Below are 18,607 nucleotides of genomic sequence, written 5' to 3'. Positions count from 1 at the left end.
AAACCTATTTTTAGGGGGACTATCTAGCTTTATTTTTGTAGCCAGTTTTTGATGTTGTTCTTTAAAAGCTTCAAGCTTGTTCCGACAAAAATTTCGATATTAAGCTCGTTTGCCCTTGCTAGTTCACTTTTGTTTAATGGAAAAAAAGTGACAAGGGCTGCCTTGCATTTTAATCCCCCTAAACGTTCAGCTAGCGAGTCTATTTTATATAGCATGTTGGAGCCTTCTCCATTTTTAAATTTTTTAGTTTTACATTCAATAACATGAAGCTTGTTGTTTACTAGCGCAACAACATCTAATTCATTTTTAATTGTTTTTCCATTGATTGAACGTTCAATTTCAACACTATGGCCATTATCTTGTAGCTCAGGTATTTCACTACTTAAACTACGGATATAGCTAAATGTGATTTCTTCAAGCCAACCACCGTTAGCAAAAAAACGCGTTTTTTCATTTTGAAAGTGTACAGATTTACCATCAACTTTAATTAGATCTAAAATTTCTAAATCATTAAGTAACCACTGTAATGATTCATCATTTAGCATTGCAATATCTTGCTCCTTGCCTATAAAAGTATCGCCATGGGTAAATTGTGCAAGGTAATTAAGTTTAGCTAGTCCTGTTTGTAGTTTATCTGCTTGCTTTAGCCAGTTTTCGCCTATTGCTCTTAGGTCGAGAGATACTCCATTCTTATTTTGTTGTGATGTTAAAGTAAAGCCATTAACAGAAAGGAATTCATGTAATTTAATTTTATCAGCAACGGGTGTCATTTCTCTATTTTCAGGTGAGAGCCAACATAGTGCATCGTATTTTGGTTCAACAATATAAATTTTGGAATCATACGCTCTTGCGACCTCATATGCGGCCAGTATTTGATAGCGAGAACCATTGCTCGCATTTAGCCAAGTATCACTTGGGTGAGTGTTCTCTTGTTCAAATAGTTGCATGAAATTTAATTTAATTTCTTCAGTATTAAATGTTGTTGGTAATAACCATTTATCAACTTTATAACCTCTGGTTTGAATCACTTTTTTAAGTTGTTCAACTTGCTCTTGTTGATGCTTCTCATGAGCAATGATGACTCTATCACTAGGGATATCTTTATCAATAATGGGCGTGAGATTAGCTGTTGGATCTTCTCCAATTAAACAAATGTGTGTCACTTGCTTTGTATTAGTTTTCATTTTATTCGCTATATTTTTGAATTATTACTATGAATTTTAATATGATATTTTTAAGATATGGTGAGGTAATCAATAATAACTCAACATTTAAAAATAACTCTTTATTTTTGAAATATATAAAATGATAAATACAGCGGAAAAGATGTACATAAATAAGAAAAATCCGCTGGTAGTGTCATTATTCTTACCAAATCTATCTTCGTAGTACAGAAAATCGGGTATGTCGCTTGCTGGCCTAAGTAGTGTTAAACAACTAGGAATAACTAGAATTGCTGCGGTTATAAAAGCGGGTTGAAGTGAACTCATTGATGCTTCTACTGAGTCAGAAAAACTCAGTTTTTTTGTAGTTAATCCAAGTAACCCCATAAATAGGCTTAAAATTACACCAAACAAAGTACAAACTAGACCTATTAATGCAAAACCTAAAAATAAACTTAAAAATGAAATCATTACTTAAATCCTTTTATTGAGCTTATACATTTGTATGAAATTTAATCATAAAGTATTTAGGCTAACATTCAAGCAATTAGAAAATATAACTTGAATTTTAATACGGTGAATTAGTCACAAACTTAATTAAAATTAAGAAGAACAAATTGAGTGGAGTTTACTTTCTAGTCACAAACTTAATTGAAATATTGTTTTGTTGTAGCTCTTTGTTTTTAAAGGCCGATTCACAAACTTAATTAGAGCATGACAGCAGAGATTAATAATTTTTAATCTTTGATGGTAAGTAAGTCCCGTTATAGTTTGGGAATTTATAAAAATTTAAAAAGCCGTTGCATTGCTGCAACGGCTTTTTTGTGTGTATGTTTTTCGTAATTTTAATGCTTACGTAGGTTGGGTTGAGTGAAACGAAACCCAACAAATCCCAAATATACTTACTCGCTTAAAAGCCAAGAGTATGTATTATTTATTGTAGGCGTTTAGCTTGCTGCCGCGTTGATTGTTAAATCAAAATTCGGTATCCCTTAAATAAAATTGCACGCATGTAGCCTTTGGGCTACAATTGTTTTATGAAATATCGTATTAAGAAAACCGACGAGTTCGATAAATGGCTTAAAAAGCTCAAAGATCGTCAAGCTTTTATGGCAATAGCTAAACGTATTACACGTGCTATAAATGGTAACTTTGGCGATAGTGAATCTGTTGGTGGTGGCATATTTGAAATGCGAATTTTCGTAGGGAAAGGCTATCGTGTTTATTACATAATTAGAGGCGGTGAAGTTATTTTACTACTCAATGGTGGACACAAAGGCACACAAGGCAAAGACATTACCAAAGCAAAAGCCCTTTTAAGTGAATTGGAGTAATTATTATGGCGCTACAAACATCAGATTTTAATCCGTTTGATTATATGGAAACACAGCAAGAAATTAATACATTTTTAGAAGAGTGTTTAGCTGATGATGATCCAAATACCTTTATTGAAGCACTTGGCTTATTAGTTAAAAAGCATGGCGTGAGTGATATTGCTAAAGCAACAGGGTTAAACCGTGAAAGCTTATATAAAGCAGTTAATGGTAAAACCAAACCACGTTGGGAAACTATTTTTAAAGTGATGAAAGCACTTAACTTTCGCCTTACAACGCAAATAGCGTAGGTCGGATAAGCGGCGCAGTCGCGCCATCCGACAGTTCACATAATTGCTTTAATAAGCTTAAGTTAGCTTACGCTTCAACCCCCAGTAAACCATCAATATAAACGAGTTCTTCGCTAAAAATACCATTAATGAATGCACTTTGTTCGCTAATTACAGTGTCATGAGATTGGGCTTTATAGTCTTGTTGGCACCTTACAAGTTCGGTGGCTAACCATTGGCATGTGTTGTTTGCTGTATTTATGGCTGTTTTTAAAAAAGATGACCATTTTATTTTTTGTAGATTAAAGCGGTATAGCGCGACAGCAATTAAGCTATAGGCTTGTTGCTTGGGCGATGGTGCGTTATTACTCTTTAATGTATAACTGTTTAGAAGCTTGGTGCTGATAAGGGCTTGTTGCAGTGCGACTTGCTGTAATTGGCTTAAAAAAGTAGTTGTCATAACGTGTTGTGCCTCTGTGAGCTTAATAACCTGAGCTTCGGATAATAAACTTATCTCAAGCAGCTATTTTCAGCGCTAACTGCGTTGAGTTTTCTTGCAATAGGCCAGCTATTGACGCGTAAATTAGCCTTGTTTTCACTGAAAACCTCTGGCTAGAGAAAATAAAATTAAATATAAATATGATTCAATACGTAAGTGAATCTCTTAACCAGAGTTCAGGTTTAATAGTTAAGGTTAAGCAAGGCGTTTTATGACTCATGCAGTACCGAAAAATACAGCAACATTGATAGCAAAATAAGGCTGACTCTTTACTGAATTAATCAAACACAATTGTAATTGGATAGGGGGAGCAGGTTTGTAGTTGTCTTTTTTATGGGGAGCGCAGGAGCCTGTGTTTTATTGCTGAAAAAATCACGAACTAAAATATTACTTCCTTGAAGCTTAAAGCCTTTCACTTTTCCTTTGTATGAATTTCATCTACAACTGCGTTATTATCTAAACGGTATTAACCAAATCTGAGAACACGTTGAATTATTTAGCTCATCTTTATTTAGCACAGCCTACGGCCGATTCGCACTTTGGTAATTTGCTGGGCGACTTTGGTGGTCAGCGGCATTTAAACCAGGTACCTATAACGGTAAAAAATGCGCTCGATAATCACTATTTGGTAGATAAATTTACTGACTCTCACCCTATAGTTAAAGAGGCTAAACAGTATTTTTCACCTAAGCGTAGGCGTTTTGCAGGGGTGGCTATTGATGTGGTGTTTGATCACTTTTTAATTATGCATTGGCAAAAATATAATCTACAGCCATTAAACGACTTTAAACAAACTAGCTTTGCGCTTTTAGATAAGCGTATGCCTGTAATGCCGCCGCGAATGCAGCATGTTGTAAAACACATGACCGATAACGATTGGTTTAAAGAGTACGAAACCCTTGATGGGGTGGGCCTAGCACTTGATAATATAGCCAAACGCATTCGCTTTACTAACACCTTTACTGGCGCTGTTGATGATATAGCAAAGCATTATGATGAATTAAATGCTGTGTTTTTAGCATTTTTTCCAGAGCTGATTGAGCATGTAAATCAGTTTAATCTTGAAAACGCTAAAAACACCCGTGGGCTTTATACTTTATAGCCGGGGGATTTAATCCCCGAATCTACTTTTTATTTTTATCCTCGGTAATAAACCTGATTTAGCTATCGGGTGCTTCTAATGTAAATACTAAATGTTTACGCATATCTTTTAAAATAACGCCTTTTTTAAGCATGGCTGCGCTTAAGCGTTTTTGCCATTTTAGTAACTCTGGTTTTGCTGCAGCTAAGGCTTGCTCGCTGTCAAATTGAAAGCACAGTAGTAAGGAGCCAGGGAATAAGTGATATTGAACGTCAAACCAGCATTGCAGCATACCAGGGAGCTCTGCTAGGCCTTGTTTTTCGAGTGTATCGGCAATATTAAGGACAAGCGCTTGCTGTTTTATTTGCACTGCAGAGAGTTTTTTCATTGTTTTATCCAAGTTGTAGGCTAACAAATACAGCCATAAGTGCTCATTATACCCAAGCTTTTAGGTGAGCAACAACAGGGTTAAAATAAAAGGCGCTATTCAAAGTGATTTTTAAAGGCTAATCTGGGCTTATTGTAAAAAGACGGTAGTAATAAGTTAATGAGTAAAACCACGAGTGGTATGCAGGCTTATCAGCGGCAAGAAGAAGGTTATCGAATTAAAGCGTTAAGATTGTACCCTTGGGTATGTGGGCGCTGTGCTCGTGAGTTTGAGTATTCTAATTTACGAGAGTTAACGGTGCATCATATTGATCATGACCATAATAATAACCCTGATGATGGTAGTAACTGGGAGTTATTGTGTATTTATTGCCATGATAATGAGCATAATAAATATCACGAATATGTGTTGTACGGCGGTACTACAGAGCAAAAAGTGGTGGCGGCTACACATAATCCGTTTGCCGATTTAAAGGCGCTGCTAAACAAAGATAAATAATGGGTAAAGCCGCACTTAGCCAAGTGGTTAGTTTGGCTTACTTATTTCAAAGTTTGAATCTTTACTAAATACGGCGCAGTCGCGGCCTTGTTCTTTTGCTTGATACATAGCATCGTCTGCGCGTTTAAACCAGCTAGCAACTGTGGTGCCCGGTACCCAAGCTGCAACACCAAAAGATACAGTAACTGAGTTACCTGCAGGTGTTTTTAACTCGTTTTTTATTGTTTCGCGTAGCTTGTTTATAAAGCTAACTTGCTCTTTGGGCGGGATTTCGGGAATTATTAACACAAACTCTTCGCCACCAAAGCGGTATAGCTTATCTGATTCTCTTATATGTGAATTGGTAATTGACACTAACTGCTTTAGTACTCTGTCTCCTTCGGCGTGGCCGAAATCGTCGTTTACCTTTTTGAAAAAGTCTAAGTCTAAAAACGCTAATAAATAAGTGCTGTTATAACGCTCTGCTCGCGAAATGGCGGCTAGTGTATCGTCGTTAAGCGCACGGCGATTTAATGCCCCAGTTAAAGGATCTGTACTGTTTAGTTCTGCAAGTAAAGCAAGCTGCTTGTTGCCAAAAGAGGCATATACAAAAGCACAGGCAGCTAGCATTAAGTTGGTTGTAAAGTAAGAGTTTAGCGGTATAACATCGAATAAATTAGGTATGCTCGCAATAATTGCCACATTGCTTAGGGTGAGTATGAGTGCTTCTATTGGCTTTACTAAAAAAAACGTAACGGCTACTACCGGATAAATCCATAGCATGCTGTTAATGCCGTTGGTAATTATAATAGCGATAACGCTAATATTAACAAGCAATGCAATAACGGCGCTAATAACACGCGGCTTTTTAGTGTAATGGGCATAACCGACCAAGGTTAAAATACCGCTTACAATGGCTAAGTCAATTAGCGCTGCGACTATGTTATTTTCTATAAAACGAATAATAATAAATGGCGTAATACCAAATACAGACACAATACTGAGTATAAGCAGTATAGAAAGCTGATGTTTTTCTTGTAGTTGCTTGAACATAAATGCCTCAAGGTAATAAGTATAATAATGCCAAACCTAAACTAGTGATAGCTTAAGCAAGCGGTGCGCTTTTAAGTTTTTATTTACTACTTTGTAGGTTGGCACAGCGCAACGTGTTACAAGTTATAGCGTTGCGCTATAAAATAGTCAACTAAGTTAGAAGTTTAGCCTAAAGTAAAGTTAACTGAGGCAAAACAAAACTGCAGGAAGAACTAGCTTGAACTGCAGAGCACTTTAGCTAGTTTTTAATAAGGTGTATTTACGCGGGGCCAACTAATTGCATTGTCACAATAGATAAAATAAGTACGGCTAAACCAAAACAAACAACCCAGTTTAATTTATGACCAAACAACAACCAAGTTGCCAGCGCAGTGCCGCTAATTGAAAGGGCTCCCCAGGTGGCGTAGGCAATAAACAGTGGGATGCCTTGCACAGCAAGGGTAAGCAAGGCAAACGCGGCCATAATAAAAACAATGGCAAGTATGCCAAAACGTTTGTGCTTAAACCCGTGCGACATTTCTAAAAATACGTTGGCGGCAATGTCAAAAATTACTGATCCAAGAATATAAAGCCAATACACTGTCATTGTTTTTGCTCTTGATTTTGCATAGCGTGGCCGCTGTTAATTATAACAATGCCGATAATAGCTAATAAAAGTGCAAACATTTGCCCAATAGAAATAGCTTCGCCTAAAAATACAAATGACACAGATGCAATTAATATCATGCCCAAACCTTCCCAGAAGGCGTTAGCAAGTGCGATAGGAATTTTGCTGGTGGCCTGGCTAAGAGCAAGGTAAGCTAAGCCAACCATTAAAGTTACAAATAAGCTACCTAATAGTAACTGGTCTTCGTTTACCAGCCACTTCATTACTGTTGTACCTATAACTTCAAGAGTTACAGCTATTATTAAATATATCCAATGCATTTTTCCTGCTCTTAATACTAAAACATTGTGCGTATAATACTGCTTATTATTTTTATACTATAATTACTCAGAGTCAAAAAAATTGACACTAAGGGGGCTTGATGAAGTTAGAGTCGCTACAGTACTTTGTGATGATTGCACAAACTGGCTCTATTGCTAAGGCAGCAGCGCGCTTGTCGGTTAATCGTAGCACTATGAGTATGGCGCTATCGACACTAGAGGATCAGTTGGGTACTGCGCTATTTATTCGTACTGGCAATAGTATGCAATTGGCCCCCGCGGGTGAAAAAATTATAGACGATAGCATTCGCTTAATTAACCTTGCTGAGAGCATTAAGCACCGCTGCTTGCACGATGACGAGCAACTGCCACACCGCTTGGTTATTGGCCGTGATGACGCTTTACCCGAAGCCTTTTGGCGCGAAATAATTCGCAGTATTCGCAAGCGCTACCCTGGTATATCGTTAGAAATGCACTATGCCAGTGCAAATGCGTTGCAACAAATGGTTGAAGAGGGCTTTATGGACTTAGCTTGCTGTTTAGATCAGAGCTTGTATGCAAATACTCAGCTACCTTTACAGGTTTTGGGCTGGGTGGCATTGCATATGGTTATTGCCAAAGATCATCCGTTAACGCAAATGCGTTATGTAAGTAATGAAGACTTAGCCAGTGTGCCGCAAATTGCTTATTTAGATTTAAGCCAAAGTGACATTCAAACTAATGTATCTGAGCGTTACGATATTGCGTTAAGTAGCTTTGAGTTAATTAGAGATGCAATACGCGACAAGCTAGGTTGGGGTTATGTGCCAGAGCCGTTATTAAAAGGGTTTCAACCACAAGAAGTGGCGCGCATTGCTCATGGCTATAATGTTTCGTGGCATGGTTATGTGGCTATATCGCAGCAAGTAGTTGAAAACGAGCAGCCAATAATTCGTGACATTCGCCGCCTTATTAGCGATCAGATGGTGGCTTTACCTGGTATTGATATGAGTTTGCCGGCCTAATAAATGGGCTGTTTGTGTACTTATACACAAAAAATAATAGCTCTCTTTCAGCTTTTTAATCAATACAAAAACGACAAGCTAGAATGGCGAAGGTATTGCGAGTATTATAGCCTTTGGCAGTAGCGAAGAGGTGCTCTTTTCGTCTTAGCAATAATATATTAATGGAAGTAACGAATGACAACCAGTGGTCAAAATAACAGTAAAGGTAAAAAAAACAATCCATTATTTGAGGTCGTTTTTAATATTATAGTGCCTTCAATTATTTTAATGAAGTTTTCGGGGCCTGAGTATTTAGGAACTGTTGTAGGGTTAATTGTCGCGCTTATATTTCCTGTGGGTTACGGTATTTATGATTTTATTAAAGCACGCTCGTTAAATTTTATTTCATTATTAGGTTTTTTAAGTACTTTATTAACGGGTGGCATAGCGCTGTTTGAGCTTAATGTGGAGTGGTTGGCAATAAAAGAAGCGGCTATACCGGGTATTATTGGCCTTACTGTTTTAATGTCGGGCTTTTTTGGTAAGCCATTGCTGGCAAAAGTGCTGTTAAACTCGATTTTATTTAAGTTAGATGTAATTTACGATACGTTAGATGCGCGCGGTAATACCCAGCGTTTTAAACAGCAAATTACCAAGGCTAATTATATTTTAGCGCTTACTTTTGCTTTTTCATCAACCATGAATTACGTACTTGCTAAGTGGATAGTGACCAGCCCTGCGGGTACGGTTGAGTTTAACGAGCAACTTGGCGAAATGACCTTGCTCAGTTACCCTATAATTGCTATTCCGTCTATGTTGGCAATGATTGGTATTTTCTTTTATGTGATTAAAGTAATTACTAAATTAACCGGCATGAAGTTTGAACAAATGGTTCATTCACAGTAATTTAAGTTACTAAGTTTTTAGTATAAAAAGGCTTACAACTATGTGTTGTAAGCCTTTTTGTGTTTATAGCGGCTCGGGTTTTGCCTCATTGGTATGAGCTTCAAATAAGGCGACTTCGTCGGTAGGCTGGCTTACGCTATTTTTTTGTAGCGCAACATAGAGATCGGAGTGAACATAAATACCATTTTTACCCGATACCATTCCGGCAATTTCAAACCAGGATAAGAGCTGGCGTTTTCTGCCGGCTAGCTCAAGGCTAATGCCGCGCTTTTTAAATATAACGTTTAAATCGGCAAGCATGGCCATAACGCTTAAATCTAAATGGGTAAAGCAAGGTACGGCATCAATAATAACGCATTGGGTATCGTCTTTTTGTTTTGCGTATTGCTCAAGTAATCTGCGTTTAAAGTAACTGGCATTAAAGTAAGTTAATGGCGAATTAAAGCGGTAAATAAATACCCCTTGCACGGCTTTTGCCTTATCGGTGGCGTCTAAGCTTCTTACCACGCCTTTTATATCTACGCCTAATATATTGTCGGTAGGGCGCATTACGGTGCGAATAAATTGAAACAAACCCAGTAATACAGCAAGTGTAATCCCCGGAATAACACCTATAAACAGCACTGCAAACAAGGTGGCTAAGGCAAGGTAAAAGGCCTGTTTATCTTTAAACTTTAGTTGCCATACCGCTTTTAAATCTAACAAATGCACAGAGGCAATAATAAGTACCACACCGAGTGCTGCACTAGGTATAAACTCTAGCGGGGCAGTTAAAAAAATAGCAATTATAGCAATAATAGTGGCGGCTATAATCGACACTAATTGCGTTTTACCGCCATTAGCGTCGTTAACCGCGGTGCGAGAGTCGGCGCCACTAACGGCAAAGCCTTGCGACAATGCAGAGGCGAAATTGGCAATACCTAGGGCTCTAAATTCTTTATCGGCATCTATGTCGTAGCCATTTTTTGCGGCAAAACTACGCGCGGTTAGCATCATACTTACAAAGCTCACTATGGCTAAGTTAAGTGCCGGTACAACTAGTTCACGAATAATACCAATATCAAATACTGGGGTGTTAAATACCGGCAGCCCACCGGTTACTGTGCCTATGGTTTTAATATTAAATTGCTCTAAATTAAAAAGCCACACTGATATTGCGCCCAAGGTAATGGCAAACATTGATGCCGGCCACGTAGGCTTTAGTCGCTTCATAACAAAGTAAATAACCACAGTAAATAAGGCCATCAATAAGGTGGGAATATGGGTTTGTGATAAATAAGTAGGCACACCACCTAAGCGTTCAAGTAGGTATCTTTCATCAAAGGTAAAACCAAATACTTTAGAAAACTGACCCACAATAATAGTAATGGCTACGCCGTTTAATAAACCCATTAAAATTGGTTTAGATAAAAAGTCTGCTAATACGCCTAATTTAAATTTACTGGCTATAAAACACCAAAAGCCGGTCATGGCGGTCATGGTGACAACTAGCTGCCAGTGCTTAAAACTGTCGCCTGCGGCAAGCGGGGTTACTACTGCTGCTATAACCGCACAGGTTGCGGCATCGGGGCCAACTATTAATTGTTTTGAGGTGCCAAAAAGCGCATATAGCATCATAGGTAGTATGCAAGAATACAGCCCTACAGCAGCATTAACGCCGGTTAACTGTGCATAAGCAATAGCAACGGGTAGCGCTACGGCGGCAACCGATAATGCCGCTCTTAAATCATCAGCAAACCATTGTCGTTCATAATGAAGTAAAGTATTTAAACCAGGCATAAAATTATATAAACGCGACAGCACTACCTTTCCTTATTAATAGTAATTGCTCTTTGATATTAAGTTTTATATTAAGATAAGTATAGCTAGGGAGAGGGTTTTTTATGCAATATAAAGCTACTTTTGTATAGGCATAAAAAAGCCTGCATAAAAGCAGGCTTTAGTTTCCAGGGAAAATTAAAATTTAGCGCGAATGCCTAAGCTATAACGGCGATCCGCCTCAGTGTACTTCCAAGCACCACCTAGTTCAGATAGGTAGATTGAAGGTTCACCGGTTAAGTTTGTTGCGTTACCTACTAGGGTAACATTTTCGTTAATGTCCCAACTTGCAGAAAAGTCTAACTGGCCTCTGTCATCACGGTAGTTATTACCATAAACAGTGCCGTCTTGTGAAAATGCACCATTATATAAATGGTTTGCTAAATCAACACCGCTACTTGCTTCAAACGTCGATTTTTTCGATTGAACGTAATGTGAACTCTGAGTCAGGTCTTATGCTTTCTGGCGATACAACTTCACCAGAAATTTTGATGCGTTCGGTAAGGTTGCATTTTGCACCAAGTGCATTTGAAAACGAGTCAATGTCACGAAAGTTACTGTATGTTTTAGAAATACGAAATTCGTTAGTTAACTTATAGTTGTTTACGCTGTTTGGGTAATTGTGTTGATGATGTGCTTTGGTTTGCCAATTTTTAGGTACTTTATTTTTAATTCGTTTGCTGAGCGCGCCATTATTTAGTGGCTACTTGGGGGGGAAACTTTTTAAGAGCAAAATGCAGATATTTTGCTACGTAGACGTGTAATTAGCTTAGAAGGTTATTATTTTATTAAGTTATTAGCACTTAAAAAGCCCGCATTATTAAATAATGCGGGCTTTTCTTAATTTTAAATTATCAACTAACAATAAATATTTAGTTATTTATGCCAGTTATAACAGTGGATCTACTTTTGTAGTTCACCTGTTGATGATTCAAGATGAGCACGAATAAACCATTGAAATTGCTCTAGCTCGGCTAATTGGCTGGTGATCATGTCCTCAGAAACCGGATCAAGATCAGCAAGCGTATCTATGGCTTTACGATGATCGCTATTAATACCGCTATACACATTATCGAGTGCACTTAAATGCTCGGTAACGAGGGCTTTACCAATTGAGTACTCATCCCATGTACGGCGATCAACAATTGATTTTGGCGTACCAACAGGTACGCCACCTAGCGTTGCAATACGCTCTGCGATGGTGTCTGTCATTTCGCGTACAACCGCAACTTGTGGGTCTAGCATTTCATGCACGCCAATAAAATTAGGACCAACCACGTTCCAGTGAATATGTTTAAGGGTAAGTTGTAAGTCAATTAGCGCAACCATACGGTTGTCGAGCGTAGCGATAGTTTTTTCTGCTGAATCGTTACTCATACCTGGAGCGGTAAATTTAGCTGTTTTGTTACTATTACTCATAATTTCTCCTACTTAATTATTTTGCCCATTAATTACTATATGAACATACTTTACTTTATTTAAAGCAATCGCCATGCCGAGAAGTAAATAAAAATAAAGTTGTTTATATACAAATAGATAGAGGTTTTAATTTGAGGGGGAAGTGATGTTAAGTATTACATATTTGAAAACTGTGCACTTTTTTGTAAATTATGCACAGTGTAATAAATATAATAGTTAAAGGGCTTAACTATTATATTTAATTGCTAAGCCCTACAAAGTGCTGTTTATTAATTTTACGAGTTACTCAATTCGCAGTGCCATACAGTCACTATGGCCATTAATAATCATGCTTTTATCGACTCGCACACCCGCACCAGAATATTTACCTGCTGTGGTAAAACTGCATATTTGTACAAAGTAATCGTCTACTTTTGGTAGCGCAAATAATTGCTGATATATTTGCTCTTGGGATGCAAAGTGTCCGGCGGTTTCCTCAATGGTTTGTTGTTGCTGATCGACTAGTTGAATATTTGCTCCACAGCGGCCAACAATGGGTTTTACTACATAGCCGGTTTGTAATAATTCATCACTGAGCTCAAACGCGGTATTGAGCAAATATTTATGATTAGGAAATAAACTCCACAGTACAGGTAAGATTGCTTTATTACTGGGGATCAGTGTCCATAATGGTTCAAAAACCATGACATTTTTACGCAATAATACATCAGCCAACCGCGGGGTTGCGCCTGCTTGCCATTGCGGCTCAAAATTATGATTTTGAGCTTGATCAGCCTCGCATTCATCACGAATTTGCTCAAGTGCTGTTTCCCACGACCAGGTTTTCCATACGTAATTAAGTTTATTGCCATCGGCATCAATTATATTGCCAAAGTCGTCCCAAGACAGAGTACTTAAACCAATAATAATTTTGCACTCAAAGCCTGCTGCCGCAATTGTTTCTTTCATAAATAAAGCATGGTAATGCTCTTCTGGGTCGTCATCTTGAAGAATATGAACTAAACCTTTTACTTCACTTTTTCGCCATGCTTTTACTAAGTCTTTAAATAAATCTTGCCCTGCATCAATACCCGTTTTAACTCCAAAGTGCTTTGCCCACTTACCCTGAACTTTACCGCTTTCCATATAACACGAAGCGGAGTCGCAGTTGTATTCATACACTTTTAAGCCTGCAGGGGTTAGTGCAAAGTCAAAGCGACTGGTGATCAATTGGTTTAAGCGGTTATCCCACGATTGACGAATTTTATTGAGTACTACTTCAGGTAAATTAAACTTTTTTAATAGCTCAGGGTGCTGTAACACATAGTCGGTGGCATGCATAAATAAGCCATGCAGCTCATTGGTGGCGTGCTCAATAGTTTGTTGGGCTGTGTGTGAAATAGTAAAGTAGCTATGTTGATCCTCTGCATTTGAAGTAAGCTTGTGGCCTTGCATCATATCTACATAGGCGGCTTCGTCATCATTAGCAATATTTAACCATGACTTTGCTGCTTGGCCTGTATCGGCAATGTAATTAGATTTTATTGTAAATAAATCGGTGTTTATTTCAGCGGTAGGTTCTGCGTGTTCAATTTGATCAGTTTGGGTCATCCAGCCTAAAATAGTTGCATCGTTATAAGAGCATTCAATCCAATAGTCGCCATCTTTGGTTATTTTAGCTTTAAGCTCGCGGCACCAATTTTGACCTTGTGGCCATGTTTGATGGCCAACATTTTGCTCAGCAAGACGAATTTTATCAGGGTGAACTTCTACTACAATGGCAACATGGCCGGTTTCTTCAAACTCGCCGCCTTCTTCCCAAATAAGTAAACTACCAACTTGAGGGTGATGCTTTGCGCCATTTTTAAATGCTTGTAAGGGGAGTCTATTTTGGCTGTTAACGTCACGTACTGAGCGTAGCTCGAAAATATCGTAAGCCATGGCTATGTCATCAAAAATATAACCATGATTGAGATACATCCAACGCCTAGCAAATTCAACGCATTGCCATTTATAGCCCATATAAATGCCATCTAAATAACTGCGATAGGCACTGCGGTTGGGGTAAATGCTTTCGTCGGCAGAGTCGTAGTCAGACGAGTAAACAGCAACATTACCAGGTGCGTAACCTAATAGTTCACCAAAATCACGAGCTGGAGTGCTAGTTTTCATAACAAGTTTGTTCAAAATAAAGGCCTATAATCTGCTGACTATAGGAGCGAAGTAGCTTGATAGCAAGATAAAATGCTATGCCCTTATTTATGTTTTTATTTGCGACAGATAAAGGCAGTATTAATTGAGTTTAACAGCGAGATATTTAATTACATCATCACTAATTTGCGGTAAAAAATAAATGTCATCATATTTAAAGTACTGCACCGAGCTAATAGTTACGGGCTTTGCTGCCGTTGGTAGCGAGTCGTAAAACTGCCCAAGCTTATAGCTGCTGGTGTTGTTTACTTTAATTGCTTGGTTAACCTGTATTTTAGGCGTGTCTACTACTGTGTAGCCGTTATTTTCGGCAATATAATATACATTTTGATAGGTATAATAAGTGTTATTGCGATGCCTTAAACGTGAGTGGTATCTGGGCAGTGATCTAATATGTAAACCTCTTGGTGGCATTACCTCTCGATAGCCTCTGCTGTGTTTACGATAGTAAGTGCCATTATGGGTATTAAATACTGCACCATTAAAACGTACAGATACACTATTACTAGGAATATGACGTATCACTTTACCTGGTTTATGGTGTTTGTTATGTACATTTTGCGGATTCGCAAAGGCGTTACTTGAGAGCATAGTAAGTGCTAAAAATACTGCTAACAAAACAGTTAAGTTAATAGTGTTTAGCTTTATAGGTGCTAGTTTCACAGTTATAGGTTTCACAGTTATTTGTTTCATAGTAATGCCTCGCTTATGTTTTTTATACATAACCGATATTAGAGCCTGAAACTGAATAGCAACTGATAGCGGCTGTAATTACACAAAGCTTTACATATGTTTACATAGCTATAATGCTTGCGGATAGGGTTTTGAGCGTGCTAAATGAGCTGGGAAGTGGTTGATTAAGGGCTGTTTTGCGGGGTATATAATAGTAGCGCAGTATAAAAAGCCCAGCAAAGCTGGGCTTAATTATTAATTAGTCTTGCTGTGGCGTTTTCATTATTTTACTAGTGATCACACCTGAAGTAATAGAGCCCGACACATTGAGCGCAGTACGCGCCATATCAATTAATGGTTCTATTGATATAAGTAGCGCAACAATTTCTATGGGCAATCCCATTGTTGGTAATACCACTAGCGCTGCAAAAGTTGCGCCGCCGCCTACACCGGCAATACCAAAAGAGCTAATCACTACAATACCTATTAAGGGTAGAATAAACTCAAAAGTCATCGGGTCAATTCCCACACTAGGTGCAACCATCATTGCTAGCATTGCAGGGTAAATTCCTGCACAGCCGTTTTGACCAATCGTAGCACCAAAAGAGGCTGATAAATTAGCAATAGCAGGGGGAACTTTAAGTTGGTTTACTTGGGTATCTATGTTCATTGGAATTGACGCCGCAGAACTGCGCGAACTAAAAGCAAAGGTCATCACTGGCCAAATCTTAGTAAAATAATGCTTTGGACTAACCCCAACCAAGCTTAACAGTATGCCGTGCACAACAAACATTAATAAAATAGCGACATAAGAGGCGATAATAAACGCCAATAAATTAAGAATGTCGTTACCACTAGAGTTTGCGACTACATTCGCCATTAACCCTGCAACACCGTAAGGTGTTAAAGCTATAACCATTTTAACTAAGCTCATTACAGTGGCTTGTAAAGCGTTTACACCGGTACGAATAGGCGCTGTAAGTTCGCTGCGCTCTAGCATTACTTTACGTGCTGCAATGCCTATTAACACGCCAAAAATAACGACGGCAATAATAGAGGTTGAACGTGTATTACCTAAATCGGCAAATGGGTTTTCTGGAATAAAGCTAAGCAACATTTGTGGCACATTTAAGTTAGCAACATTAGCCGCTTTACTCTCTAAAGTAGTCATTTGTGCCGCTTCACGAGTGCCGGCCACTAATCCTTCTACGCTTAAGTTAAAGCCATAAGTAACGGCAATACCAACCAATGCAGCAAGAGCTGTGGTAATCAGTAAAATAGAAATACTTACAAAAGAAATCTTACCTAAAGAGCCTTGGTTTTCAAGTTTGACTACCGCGGCAATCATAAACACTAATACCAAAGGCATAATGACCATTTTTAATAGCCCAACATAGCCTTTACCAACAACGGCAACCCAACTTAAAACATGGTTAATAACTTGGGGTTGTTCAGCAAATAAAAATTGTAAAACCAAACCAAAAGCACTGCCCAGTACTAGGCCAAATAAAACGGTGCGTGATAACGTTTTACTTTTTTGCGAAAAAAGATAAATCGCGAATAACAGACCAACAAACAATGCCAGCATTAATAGTACAGCAAGCGACATAATATCCTCTTCATTAGCTGTGATTTAGCGGCGCACTTTAACGCTTTAAACCTATTTAAGAAAATACACTTTTGCTATGACTTAGAAGAAATTGTTATGTATTGCTAATATTTGGTTATAAGGGGTTGCAAGCGCTTGTAAATATCTTCAAAGATGTATGGCGAAATGTTATATTATCAAAAGAGTAATCGCTGTAATTGCAGTAAACTAAACGAGTTTGTCAGGATATATGATGCCTAATATTTATATTATTTACCGTGCTATGTTTGATCAGAGCGGCACTATGCATACCATTGGTGGCATTGAAAACTATATCTTAAGTTTGTGCGATGTTTTTACTCGCCAAGGTTGGCCATGTCATATAGTACAACCGGCTAAAAAAGCGTTTACCTTAACAACTCCCCAGTACACTGTTCATAGCGTAACTACCGGTTTATATCGGGGTAACTTAAAAAAAATAGCCCTTGCAAACTGGGTCAGTAAAAATGCTGACAAAAATAACGATATTATTATTTTTGCTACCGACTCTTATTCAGTGAAAATGCCTGATTATAAAACGCTAGCGATTCAGCATGGTATATCTTGGGATAAACCTCGCGCAGCAAAATCAGCCATCTCACAATATTGCTCCTCGCTCTTAAGTCAGTATAAGTACTTATCCTATATAAAATCAGACTGCAGTTTAGTGTGTGTAGATCATAACTTTGTTAACTGGTATCGCACTTGGTTTAATATTGAGCAGCAACATATGAAGGTTATTTATAACTTTTATAGTGAAAAAATTAGCGAAAGTGAATTTGCCAAAAAATGGTCAGATGATAATGCAACACTAAATATTATTATTGCTCGTCGTTTTGTTGATTACCGTGGTATTAAATTAATAGCACCTATTATTAAGCAGCTTTTACCGCAATATAATATACAAGTAAGCTTTGCCGGAGATGGGCCATTAAAACCATATTTAACAGAGCTATTTGCTAATGAAGCAAAAGTGAAATTAATGCAGTACGGACCAAATGAAAGCTTTAGCGTACATAAAAGCCAACACATTGCCATTATTCCAACACTAGGCTCAGAAGGTACTTCGTTATCTATGATAGAGGCAATGGCCGCAGGTTGTATGGTTATAAGTAGTAATGTTGGAGGCTTATCTAATCTTATAATTAATGGTTTTAATGGTCGATTAGTGATGCCTAATACTGCAGAGTTTACCCAAGCGCTAACAACTAGCTTAAATGACTATCAGCAAAGTAAAATGTTGGCATATAACGGGTTAACATCAATAGCGCAAGTGTGCTCTAAAGAAAACTGGGCGCAAGATTGGATTGGTATGATCAAGCATAAACAAGGCTAGTATGCAGTGCATTCGGCATTAATTGCACCGTTATTTATTAAAGCACTTAACTAAATGTTAGGTGCTTTTTTGTTTGTACGTAAATTAGTTATTGGTATTAATCTAAAATAGGTTTGCTATGAATACGTGAACTTTTAAACAGGGCTTTATTGCCTGTATCGGCTTCGGCCCAAAAGTTGATATTAAATTGTGCGTCGTCGCTTAGCTCTACTTTATGCCAATATTGTGGTGGGCTGGTAGCAAATTGCCCCGCGTTAATTACAATGGTTTGCTCAGGCTCTGTGGCGGCTTCATTTGCAAATCCGTAAAAGGTAACCGTGCCTTGCATAACGCAAATTTGGCCAAACACACCTTCGGCTGTGTTGTGGTGAGTAAGTAACGCTTTTGGAATGTTGTCTTTAGTAAAAAAGTGAGTGGAGCGTTTTATTTTCCAGTGACTTGGTATAATTAAGTGACTCATAACAA

General features: G+C 38.1%; 21 protein-coding genes and 1 pseudogene. 8 read left to right on the top strand and 14 right to left on the bottom strand.

Annotation, left to right across the window (positions count from 1 at the left end):
- Positions 1-29 precede the first annotated feature (29 nt).
- Together PTRA_RS12935 and PTRA_RS12930 are read right to left on the bottom strand one after the other, a co-directional pair.
- On the bottom strand, positions 30-1,184 hold the full coding sequence (locus tag PTRA_RS12935; RefSeq protein WP_058374088.1) for a Card1-like endonuclease domain-containing protein: 1,155 nt from the start codon (positions 1,182-1,184) through the stop codon (positions 30-32).
- A gap of 87 nt (positions 1,185-1,271) precedes the next feature.
- Positions 1,272-1,634 carry a hypothetical protein gene (locus tag PTRA_RS12930; protein ID WP_058374087.1) on the bottom strand — a complete coding sequence of 121 codons (363 nt, stop codon included), beginning with the start codon at positions 1,632-1,634 and terminating at the stop codon, positions 1,272-1,274.
- Positions 1,635-2,200: 566 nt separating this feature from the next.
- On the opposite strand from PTRA_RS12930, the gene PTRA_RS12925 reads away from it, so the two are divergent.
- Together PTRA_RS12925 and PTRA_RS12920 are read left to right on the top strand one after the other, a co-directional pair.
- The gene (locus PTRA_RS12925) at positions 2,201-2,497 is read left to right on the top strand and encodes a type II toxin-antitoxin system RelE/ParE family toxin (RefSeq protein ID WP_058374086.1); all 297 of its coding nucleotides are present in this window, start codon (positions 2,201-2,203) and stop codon (positions 2,495-2,497) included.
- 5 nt (positions 2,498-2,502) lie between these two features.
- A complete protein-coding gene (locus PTRA_RS12920) occupies positions 2,503-2,787 on the top strand; it encodes an addiction module antidote protein (protein ID WP_024596316.1) in 285 nt (94 codons plus the stop codon).
- Between the two features lie 67 nt (positions 2,788-2,854).
- Here the strand turns inward: PTRA_RS12920 and PTRA_RS12915 are convergent, their stop codons facing one another.
- Positions 2,855-3,226 carry a hypothetical protein gene (locus PTRA_RS12915; protein ID WP_058374085.1) on the bottom strand — a complete coding sequence of 124 codons (372 nt, stop codon included), beginning with the start codon at positions 3,224-3,226 and terminating at the stop codon, positions 2,855-2,857.
- A gap of 526 nt (positions 3,227-3,752) precedes the next feature.
- On the opposite strand from PTRA_RS12915, the gene PTRA_RS12910 reads away from it, so the two are divergent.
- The gene (locus tag PTRA_RS12910; protein WP_058374084.1) at positions 3,753-4,367 is read left to right on the top strand and encodes an acyl carrier protein phosphodiesterase; all 615 of its coding nucleotides are present in this window, start codon (positions 3,753-3,755) and stop codon (positions 4,365-4,367) included.
- Positions 4,368-4,425: 58 nt separating this feature from the next.
- Here PTRA_RS12910 and PTRA_RS12905 read toward each other — a convergent pair whose 3' ends face one another.
- Entirely contained in the window at positions 4,426-4,734 is a 309-nt protein-coding gene (locus PTRA_RS12905) for a hypothetical protein (RefSeq protein ID WP_058374083.1), read from the bottom strand.
- A gap of 159 nt (positions 4,735-4,893) precedes the next feature.
- Between PTRA_RS12905 and PTRA_RS12900 the strand changes: the two genes are divergently transcribed.
- On the top strand, positions 4,894-5,232 hold the full coding sequence (locus PTRA_RS12900) for a YajD family HNH nuclease (RefSeq protein ID WP_058374082.1): 339 nt from the start codon (positions 4,894-4,896) through the stop codon (positions 5,230-5,232).
- A 27-nt stretch (positions 5,233-5,259) separates the two neighbouring features.
- On the opposite strand, the gene PTRA_RS12895 is transcribed toward PTRA_RS12900, so the two are convergent.
- The 3 genes from PTRA_RS12895 to PTRA_RS12885 form a co-directional block, all read right to left on the bottom strand.
- Positions 5,260-6,264, bottom strand: a complete 1,005-nt coding sequence (locus PTRA_RS12895) for a GGDEF domain-containing protein (protein ID WP_058374081.1) — start codon at positions 6,262-6,264, stop codon at positions 5,260-5,262.
- Positions 6,265-6,523: 259 nt separating this feature from the next.
- Entirely contained in the window at positions 6,524-6,850 is a 327-nt protein-coding gene (locus tag PTRA_RS12890) for an SMR family transporter (protein ID WP_011329111.1), read from the bottom strand.
- Positions 6,847-7,191, bottom strand: a complete 345-nt coding sequence (locus tag PTRA_RS12885; protein ID WP_058374080.1) for a DMT family transporter — start codon at positions 7,189-7,191, stop codon at positions 6,847-6,849. Before PTRA_RS12885 ends, PTRA_RS12890 begins: the two co-directional genes overlap by 4 nt.
- 101 nt (positions 7,192-7,292) lie before the next feature.
- Here PTRA_RS12885 and PTRA_RS12880 point away from each other — a divergent pair, with 101 nt between their 5' ends.
- Positions 7,293-8,195 carry a LysR family transcriptional regulator gene (locus PTRA_RS12880; protein WP_011329109.1) on the top strand — a complete coding sequence of 301 codons (903 nt, stop codon included), beginning with the start codon at positions 7,293-7,295 and terminating at the stop codon, positions 8,193-8,195.
- A gap of 174 nt (positions 8,196-8,369) precedes the next feature.
- A complete protein-coding gene (locus PTRA_RS12875) occupies positions 8,370-9,080 on the top strand; it encodes a VC0807 family protein (protein ID WP_011329108.1) in 711 nt (236 codons plus the stop codon).
- A gap of 63 nt (positions 9,081-9,143) precedes the next feature.
- On the opposite strand, the gene PTRA_RS12870 is transcribed toward PTRA_RS12875, so the two are convergent.
- Together PTRA_RS12870 and PTRA_RS18940 are read right to left on the bottom strand one after the other, a co-directional pair.
- Positions 9,144-10,883 carry a SulP family inorganic anion transporter gene (locus PTRA_RS12870; protein ID WP_058374079.1) on the bottom strand — a complete coding sequence of 580 codons (1,740 nt, stop codon included), beginning with the start codon at positions 10,881-10,883 and terminating at the stop codon, positions 9,144-9,146.
- Positions 10,884-11,036: 153 nt separating this feature from the next.
- Positions 11,037-11,264, bottom strand: a pseudogene (locus tag PTRA_RS18940) (hypothetical protein); the annotation flags it as partial.
- Between PTRA_RS18940 and PTRA_RS12865 the strand changes: the two are divergent.
- Positions 11,249-11,497 (top strand): hypothetical protein, encoded by a 249-nt coding sequence (locus PTRA_RS12865; RefSeq protein WP_058374078.1) that lies wholly within the window; start codon positions 11,249-11,251, stop codon positions 11,495-11,497. The pseudogene PTRA_RS18940 and the gene PTRA_RS12865 sit on opposite strands and share 16 nt — an antisense overlap.
- Positions 11,498-11,801: 304 nt before the next feature.
- On the opposite strand, the gene dps is transcribed toward PTRA_RS12865, so the two are convergent.
- The 4 genes from dps to PTRA_RS12845 form a co-directional block, all read right to left on the bottom strand.
- Positions 11,802-12,317 carry a DNA starvation/stationary phase protection protein Dps gene (gene dps / locus PTRA_RS12860; RefSeq protein WP_058374077.1) on the bottom strand — a complete coding sequence of 172 codons (516 nt, stop codon included), beginning with the start codon at positions 12,315-12,317 and terminating at the stop codon, positions 11,802-11,804.
- 282 nt (positions 12,318-12,599) lie between these two features.
- Entirely contained in the window at positions 12,600-14,468 is a 1,869-nt protein-coding gene (gene gss / locus PTRA_RS12855; protein WP_058374076.1) for a bifunctional glutathionylspermidine amidase/synthase, read from the bottom strand.
- Positions 14,469-14,588: 120 nt separating this feature from the next.
- Positions 14,589-15,200, bottom strand: coding sequence for a DUF6515 family protein (locus PTRA_RS12850; protein ID WP_058374075.1), 612 nt, complete (start codon positions 15,198-15,200; stop codon positions 14,589-14,591).
- A 238-nt stretch (positions 15,201-15,438) separates the two neighbouring features.
- Positions 15,439-16,788, bottom strand: a complete 1,350-nt coding sequence (locus PTRA_RS12845) for an L-cystine transporter (RefSeq protein ID WP_058374074.1) — start codon at positions 16,786-16,788, stop codon at positions 15,439-15,441.
- A 229-nt stretch (positions 16,789-17,017) separates the two neighbouring features.
- Here PTRA_RS12845 and PTRA_RS12840 point away from each other — a divergent pair, with 229 nt between their 5' ends.
- A complete protein-coding gene (locus tag PTRA_RS12840) occupies positions 17,018-18,142 on the top strand; it encodes a glycosyltransferase family 4 protein (protein WP_237113457.1) in 1,125 nt (374 codons plus the stop codon).
- Between the two features lie 97 nt (positions 18,143-18,239).
- Here PTRA_RS12840 and PTRA_RS12835 read toward each other — a convergent pair whose 3' ends face one another.
- On the bottom strand, positions 18,240-18,602 hold the full coding sequence (locus PTRA_RS12835) for a TehB family protein (protein ID WP_058374072.1): 363 nt from the start codon (positions 18,600-18,602) through the stop codon (positions 18,240-18,242).
- Between the last annotated feature and the right edge of the window lie 5 nt (positions 18,603-18,607).

Origin of the sequence: Pseudoalteromonas translucida KMM 520 (assembly GCF_001465295.1) — a bacterium.
Classification (GTDB): domain Bacteria; phylum Pseudomonadota; class Gammaproteobacteria; order Enterobacterales; family Alteromonadaceae; genus Pseudoalteromonas; species Pseudoalteromonas translucida.
Note: the sequence above shows the minus strand (reverse complement) of the source record. Positions and strands in the feature narration are given on the sequence as shown.